Below are 14,507 nucleotides of genomic sequence, written 5' to 3'. Positions count from 1 at the left end.
GTCATATAGTAACGCGACTTAACGACGCGGCGCACAATTGAATTTGCCATGCGCGTGCCCCCTGCTCTTGGAGGAATTGTACTATGTCGCGTTCGCGCGGATCGTCGGTCCAATACAAGTTGCGCAAAATCTGCGGCTTAAGCAGGATGTCGACAGGAGTATGCGTATCCTGCGAGATTTGTGCCATCACGGCCTTGGCGGCCTTGAGCCGGGCGAAACGGTCGGGATGGTGGTCGCGCCAGTACTTCATGGATTTGGGCGCGTTCGTATGGGCATCGTCCACGTCTTGCGCAGGCGGCGAGGGCCACTGGCTTTCGGGCATGTCAAGGGCTTCCTGGATTACCGTTTTCCACACATTCGGCTTCACTCGACGCTGAATGGGCGCGTAGCGCTCGAACATTTTGTCCTGTTCGTTGCCGCGGTTCATGCGCACGCGCTCGTTGAGGCTGCGGATGGCACAGAACTGGCGCGCGTTGTGCGGTTTGCGCTGGGCGGCCTCGATGATGGCCGAATCGGACAATAGCAGGCTTGGCGCAATGTCGTAATGGCGCGCCAGTTCGTCGCGTTTTTCCCAGAGCGCCTTGACGACGGCCAGACTGCGGCGGTTGCCGTGCAGGTCGTTGATATGCGACACGTGCATCCAAGGCACGGCGTGGCCTTGGGGCGGCTGCAATCCTTCCTCAAGCACGTAGGCGAATTCTTCGTGGGCCCATTCGAGCTTGCCTTGGCGGCGCAGATCCTCGACCATGGCTTGGCGCAACTCGATCAGCAATTCCACGTCCAGCGCGGCGTAATTGCGCCAGTCGCGCGGCAATGGCCGGTACGACCAGTCCGCCGCGGAATGCTCTTTGGCCAAGGTGATGCCCAAATAGTGCGCCGTCACGAACGCCAGGCCGAAGCGGTGCAATCCAAGAATGCGGGCCGCCACCTCGGTGTCGAACAATTGGCGCGGTTTCATGCCCAGCTGCGCGAATCCCGGCAGGTCCTGACGTGCGTCGTGCAAAATCCACGGCGCGTCCCCTATCGCCTGGTTGAATTCGTCCCAGTCGGCGCCTTGCTTGCCCAACGCGACAGGATCCACAAGCGCAATCGACGCGCCTTCACGCTTGAACTGGACGAGCCAGTCCTCGTGGCTGTAGCGGTATCCGCTCGCACGCTCGGCGTCCGCCGCCAATGGGCCGGTGGCCTGCGCATACGACTCACACATTTGCTCGAATTCTTCCAATGTGTCGATCACATCGGGAACTCCCTGCCGTGGTTCGGATTGCAACACGGGCTCGTTGTCCACAACACACTCCTAGATGAGGCAAACTTACTCGCTTTAAGCATGGCGCTGCAGCCAGACAACGAGCGCGCGCAGGCGCAGGTGGGGGCACCGTCCGGATTTAGTACACCACGAATCCGTGGGACTCGAACTGTTCTTTCACGCGCTTGCGCATCTCCTTGTCGGGACCTTTCTGGTCCTCAAGTGGGTAAGGCAGGCGCAATTCGTGCCACTTGGCGCGGCCCAGCTGGTGGAACGGCAGCACGTCGATGTGGTCGACGCTGTCCTTGAACTGCTCGCAGATGCGCGCCACGTTTTCCACGTTTTCCTCGCTGCTGGTAAGACCTGGCACGAGCACGAAGCGGACCCAGATGCGCTTGCCGGCTTTGGCGAGGCGCTTGCCGAATTCGATGGTCGGCGCCAATGTGCCGCCCGTCACCTTGCGGTAGGTTTCCTCGTCGCCCGATTTGACATCCAGCAGGCACAGGTCGATGTCTTCGATCATCTCGTCCGTATAGTCCTTGTTCAGGAATCCGGAAGTGTCGAGGCACGTGTGCACGCCCATTTCCTTTGCGGCGTGGAACACGCGTGAAACAAATTTCGCCTGCATCATCGACTCGCCGCCCGAGAACGTGATACCGCCCTTGGTGGCCGTGAACAGGTCCTTGTACCGTTCGATTTTTTTGACCATGGCGTCCAGCGTCACGGGCTTGCCGTCGCGCATTTTCCACGTATCGGGGTTCTGGCAGTACAGGCACCTGAGCGGACAGCCGCTCATGAATACCGTCATGCGTGTGCCCGGACCGTCCACCGACGTGTTGATGTCCCACGAATGTACGAATCCGATGTCTCCCGTGCGCAGGGCGCGGATGCGGTCCCTGCGGTCCAGCCCGATCGGCGATTCGAATCCTGAAAGACCGCCCATCAAGGTTTGGCTGGCATACTCTTTCGATTCCTTGAGCATGTGGCGCGTGGTGGAACGAAATTCCGTGGATGTGCCCATAACGACCCCCAAATATGTTGCTTGCTAATGCGACGCTATCAAATTCTTCCGGGCCCCTTTGCCCTGTTCGCTCTGGGTAGCGCCGGTATGACAAACGGGACGAGGCGAACAATCGCCCCGTCCCGTCTATGCGTTTACCTGTGGAGCTTGCGCATGGGCGAAACCCCACATGTTACCCGCGGATCAGTCGCTGACCGCTCCCTGGTGGAACGTACGAGAGATCACGTCGAGCTGCTGTTCCTTCGTGAGCTTCACGAAGTTCACGGCGTAGCCCGAAACGCGGACCGTCAGGTGCGGGTACTTCTCCGGGTGCTCGACGGCGTCCTCGAGCTGTTCCTTGCGCAACACGTTGATGTTGGCGTGGTACAGGCCGTGGCCGTTGCCGGCGTCCAGAATGCCCACGAGGTTGCCGATACGCTCGTCCTCGTCGCGGCCCAGGCCGTCAGGCGTGATCGTGTTCGTCAACGAGATGCCGTCGAGGGCGTCGTTGTAATCGATCTTGCCTACGGAGAACATGGACGGCAGCATGCCGTGGGAATCCATGCCGTTCTCCGGGTTGGCGCCCGGTGCGTACGGGGTGCCCTTTTTGTGGCCGGACGGGAAGGAACCCGTGTTCTTGCCGTACTCCACGTTGGACGTGATCGTCAGGATCGACTGCGTCGGGACGGCGCCGCGGTAGACCGGCAGGCGCTTGACCTGGCCCATGACCGTGGACACAATCCACTTGGCGATGTCGTCGGCGCGATCGTCGTCGTTGCCGTAGAGCGGGAATTCGCCGTCGGTGCGGTAGCCGACGATCAGGTCGTCATCGGCGCCCTCGACGTACTCGTACTCGTGGCCCGGCATGTCCTTGACGTCCTTGTTGTAGATCGGATACACCTTGGCGTACTTGCATGCGGACAGCGAGTCGGCGGCGATGGACAGGCCGGACATGCCGCAACCCAGCGTACGGTAGACCTCGCGGTCGTGCAGGGCCATTTCGATGGCTTCGTACGCGTACTTATCGTGCATGTAGTGGATGATGTTCAGCGCTTCGACGTAGGTCTCGGACAGCCATTCGAGAGCCTTCTCGTAGTTGGCCTTGACCTTCTCGTAATCGAGCGTGCCGTCAGCTTCGGGCTGGATCGGCTCGATCACGCCCTTGTCGATCACCTGCATGCCCGTCATTTCGTCACGGCCGCCGTTGATCGCGTACAGCAGGGCCTTGGCCGAGTTCACGCGAGCCGCGAAGAACTGCATCTGCTTGCCCACACGCATCGGGGACACGCAGCAAGCGATGGCCGCGTCGTCGCCCCAGTGGCTGCGGATTTCCTTGTCGGACTCGTACTGGATGGCCGAGGTGTCGATGGAGGTCTTGGCGCAGAAGCGCTTGTAGCCTTCCGGCAGCTTCGGATCCCAGAAGATCGTGATGTTCGGTTCCGGTCCCGGTCCAAGGTGCTCGAGCGTCAGCGTGTTGAGCAGACGGAACGAGGTCTTGGTCACGAGCGTACGGCCGTCGTCGCCGAAGCCGGCGTCGGACCAGGTGGCCCAGTACGGGTCGCCCGAGAAGATCGCGTCGTAATCCTGGGTACGCAGGAAGCGCACAATGCGCAGCTTCATGACGAGATTGTCGATGATCTCCTGAGCGTCTTCCTCGGTGATCAGGCCCTTCTTCAGGTCGCGCTCGAAGTAGCAGTCGAAGAACGTGGACACGCGGCCGAAGCTCATGGCGGCGCCGTCCTGGCTCTTGATGGAAGCGAGGTAGCCCATGTAGGTCCACTGCACGGCTTCCTTGGCGTTCATGGCCGGGCGGGCCAGGTCGAGGCCGTATTCCTTGCCCAGGTTGATGAGCTTCTTCAGGGCCTTGATCTGCTCGTCATGCTCTTCGCGGTAGCGGATCCAGTGCTCAATTTCCGTCTCGGTGAAGTCGTTGCGGTACGGGACGGCGTCCTTGTCACGCTGCTTGAACTTGATGAGCATATCCACGCCGTACAGGGCCACACGGCGGTAGTCGCCGATGATGCGGCCGCGGCCGTAGGCGTCCGGCAGACCCGTGAGGATCTTGTTGTGGCGGGCGACCTTGATGTTCTTCGTGTACACGCCGAAAACGCCGTCATTGTGGGTCTTGCGGTACTTCGTGAAGATCTTCTTGATCTCCGGGTCGACTTCCTTGCCGGCTTCCTTGATAGCCTGCTCAACCATGCGCCAACCACCGTTTGGCATCATGGCGCGCTTGCAAGGAACGTCGGTCTGCAGACCGACGATCACGTCGTCGACTTCCGGGGAATCGATGTAGCCGGCCGGGAACGCGTCCACGTCGGCCGGGGTGTGGGTGTCGACGTCGTACACGCGCTGCTTGCGCTCTACCGCGAGGTAGTTGTTGTCGAGGTACTCCCACAGGTGCTTCGTCTTGTCGGTTGCATTGGCGAGGAACGACTCGTCACCCTCGTACGGGGTGTAGTTCTTCTGAATGAAGTCACGGACGTCGATGTCCTCTTCCCAGTGGCCCGGAACAAATCCTTCCCAAGCCTGCTCCTTGATGGCTTCCGGCGAAAGTTCGGTGGTCTGGGCAGATGCCATAGTCACTCCTTCTTTGGGGTCTAGTTAAGCGACGCTTCTTTGTGTCGCTGACTGAGTTCAAGTTTAGCTTCTAGCGACGTAAAAATCAGCATCTCATAGCGTGAGCTTGGTCACAATTGCTAGCCTCAAATCCGCACGATTCCGCCACAAATCAAACCAAATCCGTCATATGTAATCTAGGTCACATATAGCGGATTTGCATCGTCGCAAATTCAATACCGCGCCCCAGTTTATCGGGTTACCCAAGGGGGCCACCCTTACCGGATGCGCACGCCTTGGCACCACACGTGACACACGCGCCATGAATCCGGATCAAGCAGGAGCACGTCCGCGGCGTAGCCTTCGGCGAGCAACCCGATCGGGCGTCCCGTCACACGGTTGGGCATGTCCAGACGCAACGCCCGCGCGGGCGTCAAGGTCGCGGCTTCCACGGCCAGCTCGGGCGCGACACCCAGTTCAAGCACAGCACGCGCCACGGCATGTTCCAGCAACAATGTGGAACCGGCGATGGCGCCGTTGGACACCAGACGTGCATGGCCGTCATGCACGGCCACGTCCAGACCGCCGAGCTTGTACCGGCCGTCCGGGCAATCCGTGGCCGCCATCGCGTCGGTGACGAACACCGTGCGGTGCGGCGCGAAATTCCAGCCCATGCGCACCATGGGATTGTGCACGTGGAAGCCGTCGTTGATCATTTCCAGATTCACGCGCCGGTCTTCCACTGCCGCGGGAATGGGACCCGGATCGCGGTGCCCCAACCCTTTCATCGCGTTGAACATGTGCGTCAGCAGTCTTGCGCCCGCGTTGAACGCGCGCACGGCCATGGCGTAGTCGGCGTCGCAATGGCCCACCGCCGGTACCACGCCCGCCTCGGCGAATTGCCGTATCGCACTGAGTCCGTGCGGCAGTTCGGGCGCGAGCGTGATTTGGCGCAGCGTCCCGTCGGCGGCGTCCAGCAAACGCTCCACCACGTCGGGCGTGGGATCGAGCAGGCAGGCCGGATCGTGCGCGCCCTTGTGCAGCGGCGAGAGGAAGGGACCTTCCAAATGCGAGCCCAGCACGTCGGGCCGCGCTTTCATCACGGTCCGCACGGTTCGCAGATTCCGGCACAACACGTCAAGCGGATTGGTGATCAGGCTCAACACTTGCCGCGTGGTGCCGTGCACCATATGGCCGGCGCGCGCCATCGCGATGCCGTCCGGCCCGTCGTCAAACGAGCTGCCCCACGCTCCGTGCGCATGGATATCGACATATCCGGGCGTCATCACGGCGCCTTGCGCGTCCAGTACATGGTCGGCGGATACGCCGGCTTCCTGCAGCGCATCGTCCAGCATGTGCGGCTCCGTGCCGACCGCGGTGACCGCACTCCCGTCGGACACGAGCCATGCGCTATCCAGCACGCCGTTGGCGTCGATTTTGCGAGCGCCGCGAATCGCGAACGGCACGCCGGGATGGCGCAACGCTTCCCCGATTTTGCGCGCGCACAGGACTCGGGATTCGTTGTTCATGGCGCACCTCAGATTCCCTGCCACGCGGGCTTGTGCTCGTAGGCGTAGCGGTAGTAGTCCTTGTGGCGCAGCCTTGAGGCGGCCGCCTCGTCAATGATGACCGTGGCGTGCGGGTGCAGTTGCAGCGCGGAGGCCGGGCAGAAGGACGAGATGCCGCCTTCCACGGTTTCCTCTATGGCCTCCGCTTTGGCCGCGCCGAATGCCAGCAGGATCAGGTGGCGCGCTTTCAAAATGGTGCCAATGCCTTGCGTGATGCAGTGCGTGGGCACGGCGTCGATGTCGTTGCCGAAGAAGCGCGCGTTGTCTTTGCGTGTCCGCTCGGCCAGCGTCTTGATGCGCGTGCCGCTTGACAGGCTTGATCCGGGCTCGTTGAATCCCACATGGCCGTCCGTGCCGACGCCGAGGATCTGGATGTCGATGCCGCCGGCGCGTTCTATGGCGCGATCATAGCGTGCGCCCGCTTCGCGCAACGCTTGCTCGTCGTCCAACGGCGCGCCGTCCAGCACGTCGCCGGGCACATGCACATGGGCCGGGTTGAGACCCAGCGGCCGCGTCACCGTGCGAGCGATGGTGCTGTGGTAGGACTCGGGATGGTCCAGCGGCAGTCCGATGTATTCGTCCAGCGCGTAGCCGCGCACGCCGCTCACGTCGATATGGTCCGCGCGCACGCGTTCGGCGAGCGCCCGATAGGCGGCCAGCGGGCTGGATCCTGTGGCAAGGCCCAGTACGGCATCCGGTTTGCGGGAGATGAGATCCGCCACGCATGTCGCGTACAGTTCGCCGGCTTCTTGTTCGTCATCCACAATAATGACTTCGGTCATCGGTATGCCTTTCTATGTGCCGTACGGAATCGGGGTACCTGTATCCACGCGTCCACCGCGCCGTTGCGGCGACCGCTCCGACGGTCTTATGGATATGGGGGATGCCATATACAAATGCTTTTTGTTAATGATACTTACATAATTAATAAATCGCTATTTGTCGGCGTTTCTCACCATATTTATATTGATGGTTGTTCTATAATGAAAAGAACATTACTGAAATATTGACGATTCATAAGTGTGCTTGCGGACTGCCGGATCGGATATATTCAGATCTATCGAATCGACGAAAGGCGGCGGCATGGCCACTGCGCACAACGCAACGCTCCCAATCATCCTGAGAAACGCGGTCAGAGCCAGCCCGTCTGACGTGCGCCGCAAAAACCGCTCCCTTATTTTCAGTCTGCTGTTTCCGCGCCACCAATATTCCCGCGCCGACTTGGGCCGGCTCACGGGACTGAGCCGCGTGGCCGTCTCCGACGTGATTTCCGACATGATCGACGAGGGGCTCGTCGTGGAGACGGGTACGGAAACAAGCCCGTCCGGCAAAGGCAAACGCGCCACGCTGCTGGGACTGAACACGGCGCATGTGCGCACGATCAGCATCGACCTGTCCCAAGACCAGCTCATCCAATGCGCGGCCACCGACCTTCTGGGGCGCCCCGTACAGCGTATGGAAGTGGCGCTCGGCCCCGACAATGAAGTCAGCCTCGACGCCATTGTGCAAATCGTGGACCAGCTGCGCTCCGAACTGGAAGACGACCGTTTCATCATCGGCATCGGTGTGGCGTGCCCGGGCGCCGTCAAAGACGGCGTGGTACTCGAATCCACGCAGCTGGGCTGGCGCAATGCGGATTTGGCGGCATTGCTCGAAAGCCGTTTCCACACTCCCGTAACGCTTGTCAACGATTCCGTGGCCGCGATGCTTGCCGAGCACTATTTCGGCCAGGCCGGAGCGAACCTGCTGTTTATCAAAAACGACCGCGGCATCGGCTCGGCCGTACTCGTCGACGGCGTGCCCGTAGTCGGAGACAACCATGCCAGCGGCGAGATCGGACATATTTCCATTGATCCCGTAGACGGGCCGCCATGCCCGTGCGGCAAGCGCGGCTGCATGGAAACGCTGCTTTCGGCGCGCGAATTGCGTTCGCGCATGCGCGACCTTGACACCGCACACCGCACGCAAGTTGTAGAGGACGCGGGCCGGCGGTTCGCCGCGGCGCTCGCCATGCCCATCGGACTTCTCGACATTGGCGACGTATGCATTTACGGTCCGGCGGACGTCATCAACATGGCGTTCCTCGAATCGGCGCAACGCGAGCTGGACGCCATGTCCTCTTCGCAATTCCACCAGCACACGGTGATCCGGCGCTGCCAAATGGGCGCCGACATCACATTGCGCGGCGCGGCCATCGCCGCGGTGCAGGCTTATATCACACGCTGACATGCACCGCGGCCAATGCCGCTCCCACCGCTCCGATCGGCTCGTCGGGCGGGGCCAGACGCAGACGCCCGGCAATATGCAGGCTTTCGAGGAACGGGCAACGCCGCCCGCGCGCCTGCACTTCCTCGCCGATCGCATCCAGCAACGGCTGGCCCGTTTTGGCCATGCCGCCACCCACAACAATGAGCTCGGGATCCACCGATTGCGTCACCATTTGCACGGCGTCGCCCATGGCGTGCTTGACGATCGCGAGCACGCGTTGCGCGGCCGGATCGCCCGCTTTGGCTTTCGCCAGCAAATCAGGCATGGGAGGATCGTCTTTGCCAGTCGGCCATAGCGTCGCCACGGCGGCGCCCGAACACACGGTTTCGAGGCATCCGCGCTGGCCGCACGGACATTCGAAACGGTTGGGATCCACAGGGATATGCCCGATTTCGCCGGCCGAGCCGCTGGCGCCATGTAGCAGCCGCCCGCGATAGACGAGTCCGGCGGCCAGTCCCGTGCCGAAATTCAAAAACGCCACGGTCTCGCTGCCCCGGTCCAGCATGTGGGCGGCACCCAAGGCGGCCGCGTTCACATCGTTTTCCACATGAACGGGAACGCCTCCCAACGCCTGCGACACGAGACGGGCGAGCTCCACGTCCACAATGGCGAGGTTCACCACATTCGCCACATGGCCAGTAGTGGGATCCACTTGTCCCGGAATGCCGATGCCCACAGCTTGCACCTCGGGAAAATATGGCCCGGCCACCATGCGCGCCAGACGCGCGCAATCGGCGACCACCCGGTCCGCTCCCCCGCGCGCCGCCATGCGCTCGCACACCCGCACGACACCCATACCGTCCACAAGCACGGCTTCAATTTTGGTGCCGCCCACATCGATGCCCACAGTATACGAGTCCGTCATGGCCGGGTCCTTTCCTTGCAACGCTGGTAATGGTTCGAATTGTTCGCGCGGTTTGCGCTGTTCACGCGATTCGCGCTGTTTATTGCGGTCGGTTCGCATGTCATACCCCCGCTTCAGCCAAAAACGCCTGCGTGGCATGGGTGTTCGGGAACACGGCCGTGTTGCGCAAAATACGGCGGCATATCGAGGCGAGTTCGCCCCGTAAAGCCTTGTCCACGGCGCGCGCGTCGCATGGAATATGCGACCCATGCGCCACACCAAGCCTTACTTGCGTTTCGTCATATATCATGGTGAATTCCCGCAACTCTTCGGGCAATGCGGCCCCTTCGCATAGCGCGCGACGTACGCCGGCCAATTGCCGCGTAAGCCGCCCCGGCAACACGAACAGGCCTTGCGCCTCGATCAGGCCGATAGGCTCATGCTTGATGGGCCAAAACTCTTCATGTGCATGGAACACGCCTTCTGGATGCTCACGGGAAACGGCGTTGTTGCGCAAAATAAGACTCAGCTCGTATGCAGGTTCCCGGACTTCCCCGCCCCGGCCGCCGGCACCCGTTTTCACGACGGTCGGCGACACGGCCGACTGGCGCTCGCCACGGCCGTTATGGCTGGCGATGCCATATGCGGCGTTGTCATAGTGTTCCCATGCCACGCGGATGCGATCCGCGACCTCCACCAGCGCTTCACGCGAACGGGAGCGCAACCTGATCACCGTACCGGGCCAGTCGATGATATCCACCATCACCTCGGGCGCTTGCGCCGCGGGCCGCGAGCGCACGGCGGACGCGCGATGCATGGGCATGGGTTCGCCGCCGCCCTGGTAATGGTCGTGCGCGAGCACGGATCCGCCGATGCGCGGCAACGCCGCGTTGCAGCCCAGGAAATACGAAGGGAAACGGTCCGTGAAATCGCACAATCGCCCGAAGGTCGCACGGTCCACGTGCATGGGCGTATGGCGTGTGTTGACACAGATGCCGTGCTCGCGGAAGTACCCGTAAGGGGAAAATTGCCAGAACCATGGTTCCCCGCCCAAAGTAACGGGAATGATACGCAATGTGCGCTTGTCGCGGCCGCCGAAGCCTTCGTTGGCATGGCAGATCGTGCATTCGGGATACCCGCTTTGCACACTCGTGCCGGCCGCAGCCGCGGCCATCGTTTTGAATTCGGGCTTGGCCGTGTTGATCGTGATTACGAGCCCGTCTTCTTCAAAACGCGGGTTGCGCGCCAGCTGGCGCCCATGGATGTATCCGTTGTGCAGTCCGTAGGCATACAGCCAGCGCATGGCCGTGGCGGCTCCGCGCTCCTGGCACAGGTTTTCAAATATGCGCTGGATACGTGAAGGCCTCGCGGAAAGCGTATTCATGATGGCGTCGGCAAGCGCCGCATTATCGAGCCCGGCGCATAGCCCCGCGTCTCTCACGGCTTGGAGGGTTTGCGCCATCAGGTCGTCGGGCATACCGCCGGTATCCGCCGTACGGACCTCCGTGGTGCCGGTGCCTGTTGTGGGCACGATCCGGTACTGGTTGAACCCGAGCAGGTCCAGCAGCATGTTGCACGTGTAGTCCCTGTCCGCGGGCTCAAGGTCCAGATACTGCGCGGCGTAATCGAGCAGCGCGTCTATGGCGCGGCTCACGGCGGCGGCGTGATCGTGGTCGTTTCGGTGTTTCATGGTGTCACGACCTTGTGGGCGGCGCTCCGGCGATGGCACGCACTGCGGCGTCCATGGCGGCCATCTGCCGTTCCATGTCTTCGAGCAGTTTCATTTGCGTGTGCGTGCGCACGAGATTGTGCTCGGGATATGTGGTGGCGAAATACCGGTCGCCGTCCAGGTAGTCCGTCAGGAACCGCATGCCGCATTCGAACGTCATCATGGCCGCGCCTTGCCCCAACATGCCGATTTCGGTGGGGGTCGCCACCTCGCGCAACGGTTCAAGGAATCCTTGCGCATACGCTTCAAACAACGGCAGCGAAAAATGCACGTTGTCGAGGTCGGGCTCATCTTCGAGGGCCGTGGACGCCCCAAAACGGATCGAGTCGCCGAAATCGTAGAGCATGCTGCCGGGCATCACGGTGTCGAGGTCGATGATGGCGCGGGACGTTCCCGTGGTCGCGTCCATGAGGATGTTGTTGAGTTTGGTGTCGTTGTGTGTGACGCGCAGCGGTATGGTACCGTCCGCGAGCGCGTTGGTGATCAGCGGCGCGAACTCGGCGCGCTCGCGGTAGAATTCGATTTCCTTGCGCACGCTGTCCGCTCTTCCCGCGCTGTCGCGTTCCACGGCCGCGAGCAAGTCTCGGTGGCGTTTGGGCGTGTTATGAAAGTCGGGGATGGTTTCAGCCAGCAGGCTTGCGTCGAAGTCGCCAAGATCGCGCTGGAATTCTCCGAAGGCTTTACCGGCCGCACGGAACACGTCCGCGTTACGCGTCAGGTTGTAGGAGCGTGTCGATTCGATGAATCGGTACATGCGCCACGGTTGGCCGTCATAGACCACATGGGTGGCGCCATTGCGTGCGGGCACAAGTTCCAGCGTTTCCTGGCCGCGCGAGCGCAGGAATTGCGTGACGAGCCCGATATTGCGCATCAGCGCGTCCGTGTCGGGAAACACGGTGGTGTTCATGCGTTGGAGAATGTATCTCGATTGGTCGCAGGTCACAAGATAGGTGGCGTTGATATGGCCGTCACCGTACGGTTCGACCGATTCAACGGCGCCTTCCAGCTGGAAAAGTTCCGCCGCCTGCCGGGCCGGTAAAGTCATGGGAGCTCCTTTGCTCACTGGTGGTTGCTGGCGTTACAAGCCGCGCCAGACGATGCCGTTGGGTTCGAGATCGAAATGTTGCACGCTTCCTTCTCCCGTGCGCACGTTGGTCGATTGGGCGCGGTCCGTGTTGTTGACCACGCAGTACCAGCCGGTTTGCGGGAAGCGTGCGACTTCGCATTCGGGATTCGAGGAGCTGAACGGCGCGTAGTCGCGTTCGCGCCGGCTCGCGTAGAACAGCGCGCGTTCCAGCAGTCTCGCGTTGGCAGCCGAATATGGCAGTCCGGAAATGTAGACGCCGCGACCTTCGCCGTAATCGTTGACGGCGAGCTGTACTTCTCCGTCTTGTGCGCTTAGCAGCGTGACACGTTCGTTGATCGGATACGTGTTCGCGACGGCCTCGCCAAAATCGATGGTCTCGCCTTCGCGCACGTCAGCCGTGATGAAATGGTCTTTTGTGACGGACGGGAAGTATTTGTCGACGGACAGCGTCTGGAACCGCTCCTCGTCGACGCCGAGAATGTCGGCGATCTGGAAGAACCGGTCGCCGCGGCCGGCCACTGAGGCGGGCTCGCCCACGCCCACAAGCGCGCCGCCCGCGCGCACCCAGGCGCGCAAGGTGGAGACGAGACGCGCATCGTTCCAAATGTCGCCTCCCGAATACGCCGTATTCACGGGGCCTCCCGTGATGATGACGTCAAGGCCTTCATCCACACCATGTGTGAGCACGTCGTCGAAACTGATGAACCGTACGTTGACGCGCATGCCCGAAAGTGCCTCGAGAATGCCGTAATACGAATAAGTCTGCTTGTTGGGCAGCGCGTGCGCCACGGTGTAGGCCATCCAGGAGCGCATGCGGCCCCAACAGTTGAGGATCGCCACGTTGAGTTCGCCTTCGGCGCCTTGGCCGTCCGTTTTTTCGTGCAGTTCGCGGAACTGGTCAGCGATCCGGGTAACGGCGTCCACGAATTTGGGGAATTTGGCCGCCAACGAGAGATATCCGCCATATCCCATGCGCGCTACGGGGCTGCGCAAAATGGCGCGGCGCGCCTTGCGCCAGTTGTCCCACGCCTCAATGCTCGGGTCGTTGCCCTCATGGAAGGTGTCGGGGAAGAAGTACGGCAGGAAGCGTCCTTCGGTGTAGCGCACGCCCGTAATGTCGCTGATCATGCGCGTCGTGGTGCCGTCTCCGATGGAACCGACCACGGCGTCGAGTCCCAAGTCTTCAAATCCGTCCTTGTACGGTTCGGTGCCGATCCACTGGTCGCCGAGGAACATCATGGCTTCCTTGCCGGCTTCATGCGCCATGGACACCATGGTTTTCACGTTGGCGCGCACGAAAGTGGACAGGAAATCGATCCAGTCGCGCTGCGGTTGACGTGGAATACGCCAGGCCGAGTTGTAGCAGCCTTCGTCCACGAAGTCCTCGGGGCGCAGACGGTAGCCGTATTCGCGTTCAAAATCGTCCAGCGCCTGCGGGCTGACGGCGCAGCCGGATCCGAACCAGTCGACGATTTTCTCGCGATGCTGCTGGTCGAAGATGAGCGTGAATTGGTAGAAGAAGGTGGTGAACCGCACCACGTCCGTTTCCGGATTGTCGTGGAGCCATTGGGCGAAGGTGCCCATCACGAATTTGCGCGTGCGCTCATGGTAAATGTCGAACGGAATCTCGTGTTCCTTGTCGCCCCAGTCGTTGGTCAGGTGGTTGTACATTTCCACGGGATCCCAAATGATGTAGGCCAGGAAGGAAACCGTGTATTCGTGCATGGGCCGCGTGTCATGGATGGTCACGGTACCGGCTTCGCGGTCGTACTCCCATTGGCCCGGATCCACCACATCGCCCGTGGTCCGGTCCACAACCTCCCAGTATTTCTTTGGATCGGCGTCCCAATTGGGCTGCAGCTGCTCTTCGTAGAATGTGGCCATAAGTTTTATGCCGGCATTCGTGCTTTCGGCGAGCACGCGTTGCGTAAGCAAATACACTTGCGGCGTCTCGTCCATGTGCATGCTGATCCACTCGTTATGGGCGCGGCTCGGGAAATAGGCGCTATAAATTGTTTTGCCCAACGCCTTGACCTCGTCGTCAAGATGCGTGCCGTCGGAATTGCGGATGGCGTCGGCGCCCCACAGGTCGGCGAGACGCTTGGTTTCGGCGGCGAAATTCTCCTCGCTCGGCAAGGTGAAACGTCCGGAAGTAGTCATGATGGGAATGTCCTTTAGGTAGATGGGTGCGGTCGAATTATTGGAT

Annotated in this window: 10 protein-coding genes; 1 reads left to right on the top strand and 9 read right to left on the bottom strand. The window is 61.5% G+C overall.

Going from position 1 to position 14,507, the window contains the following annotated elements; translation table 11 throughout:
- Position 1: 1 nt before the first annotated feature.
- From BMAGN_RS02525 to nagB, 5 genes are all read right to left on the bottom strand, one after another.
- Positions 2-1,288 carry an HRDC domain-containing protein gene (locus BMAGN_RS02525; RefSeq protein ID WP_022859146.1) on the bottom strand — a complete coding sequence of 429 codons (1,287 nt, stop codon included), beginning with the start codon at positions 1,286-1,288 and terminating at the stop codon, positions 2-4.
- A 97-nt stretch (positions 1,289-1,385) separates the two neighbouring features.
- Positions 1,386-2,267 (bottom strand): pyruvate formate-lyase-activating protein, encoded by an 882-nt coding sequence (gene pflA, locus BMAGN_RS02520; protein WP_022859145.1) that lies wholly within the window; start codon positions 2,265-2,267, stop codon positions 1,386-1,388.
- Positions 2,268-2,450: 183 nt separating this feature from the next.
- Complete coding sequence (gene pflB / locus BMAGN_RS02515; protein WP_022859144.1) at positions 2,451-4,826, bottom strand: formate C-acetyltransferase; 2,376 nt, start codon at positions 4,824-4,826, stop codon at positions 2,451-2,453.
- Between the two features lie 257 nt (positions 4,827-5,083).
- The gene (locus BMAGN_RS02510; RefSeq protein WP_022859143.1) at positions 5,084-6,334 is read right to left on the bottom strand and encodes an N-acetylglucosamine-6-phosphate deacetylase; all 1,251 of its coding nucleotides are present in this window, start codon (positions 6,332-6,334) and stop codon (positions 5,084-5,086) included.
- An 8-nt stretch (positions 6,335-6,342) separates the two neighbouring features.
- Positions 6,343-7,155, bottom strand: coding sequence for a glucosamine-6-phosphate deaminase (gene nagB, locus BMAGN_RS02505; protein WP_022859142.1), 813 nt, complete (start codon positions 7,153-7,155; stop codon positions 6,343-6,345).
- A 301-nt stretch (positions 7,156-7,456) separates the two neighbouring features.
- Between nagB and BMAGN_RS02500 the strand changes: the two genes are divergently transcribed.
- Complete coding sequence (locus tag BMAGN_RS02500; RefSeq protein ID WP_022859141.1) at positions 7,457-8,599, top strand: ROK family transcriptional regulator; 1,143 nt, start codon at positions 7,457-7,459, stop codon at positions 8,597-8,599.
- Here BMAGN_RS02500 and BMAGN_RS02495 read toward each other — a convergent pair.
- From BMAGN_RS02495 to gnpA, 4 genes are all read right to left on the bottom strand, one after another.
- Entirely contained in the window at positions 8,589-9,506 is a 918-nt protein-coding gene (locus tag BMAGN_RS02495; protein WP_022859140.1) for an ROK family protein, read from the bottom strand. The two genes, BMAGN_RS02500 and BMAGN_RS02495, sit on opposite strands and share 11 nt — an antisense overlap.
- 100 nt (positions 9,507-9,606) lie before the next feature.
- The gene (locus tag BMAGN_RS02490; protein WP_033510564.1) at positions 9,607-11,175 is read right to left on the bottom strand and encodes a galactose-1-phosphate uridylyltransferase; all 1,569 of its coding nucleotides are present in this window, start codon (positions 11,173-11,175) and stop codon (positions 9,607-9,609) included.
- Between the two features lie 4 nt (positions 11,176-11,179).
- Positions 11,180-12,259 (bottom strand): phosphotransferase enzyme family protein, encoded by a 1,080-nt coding sequence (locus tag BMAGN_RS02485; RefSeq protein WP_022859138.1) that lies wholly within the window; start codon positions 12,257-12,259, stop codon positions 11,180-11,182.
- 33 nt (positions 12,260-12,292) lie between these two features.
- Positions 12,293-14,461, bottom strand: a complete 2,169-nt coding sequence (gene gnpA / locus BMAGN_RS02480; protein ID WP_022859137.1) for a 1,3-beta-galactosyl-N-acetylhexosamine phosphorylase — start codon at positions 14,459-14,461, stop codon at positions 12,293-12,295.
- Positions 14,462-14,507: the final 46 nt, after the last annotated feature.

This window comes from Bifidobacterium magnum (assembly GCF_000741255.1).
GTDB classification, from domain to species: Bacteria; Actinomycetota; Actinomycetes; order Actinomycetales; family Bifidobacteriaceae; genus Bifidobacterium; species Bifidobacterium magnum.
Note: the sequence above shows the minus strand (reverse complement) of the source record. Positions and strands in the feature narration are given on the sequence as shown.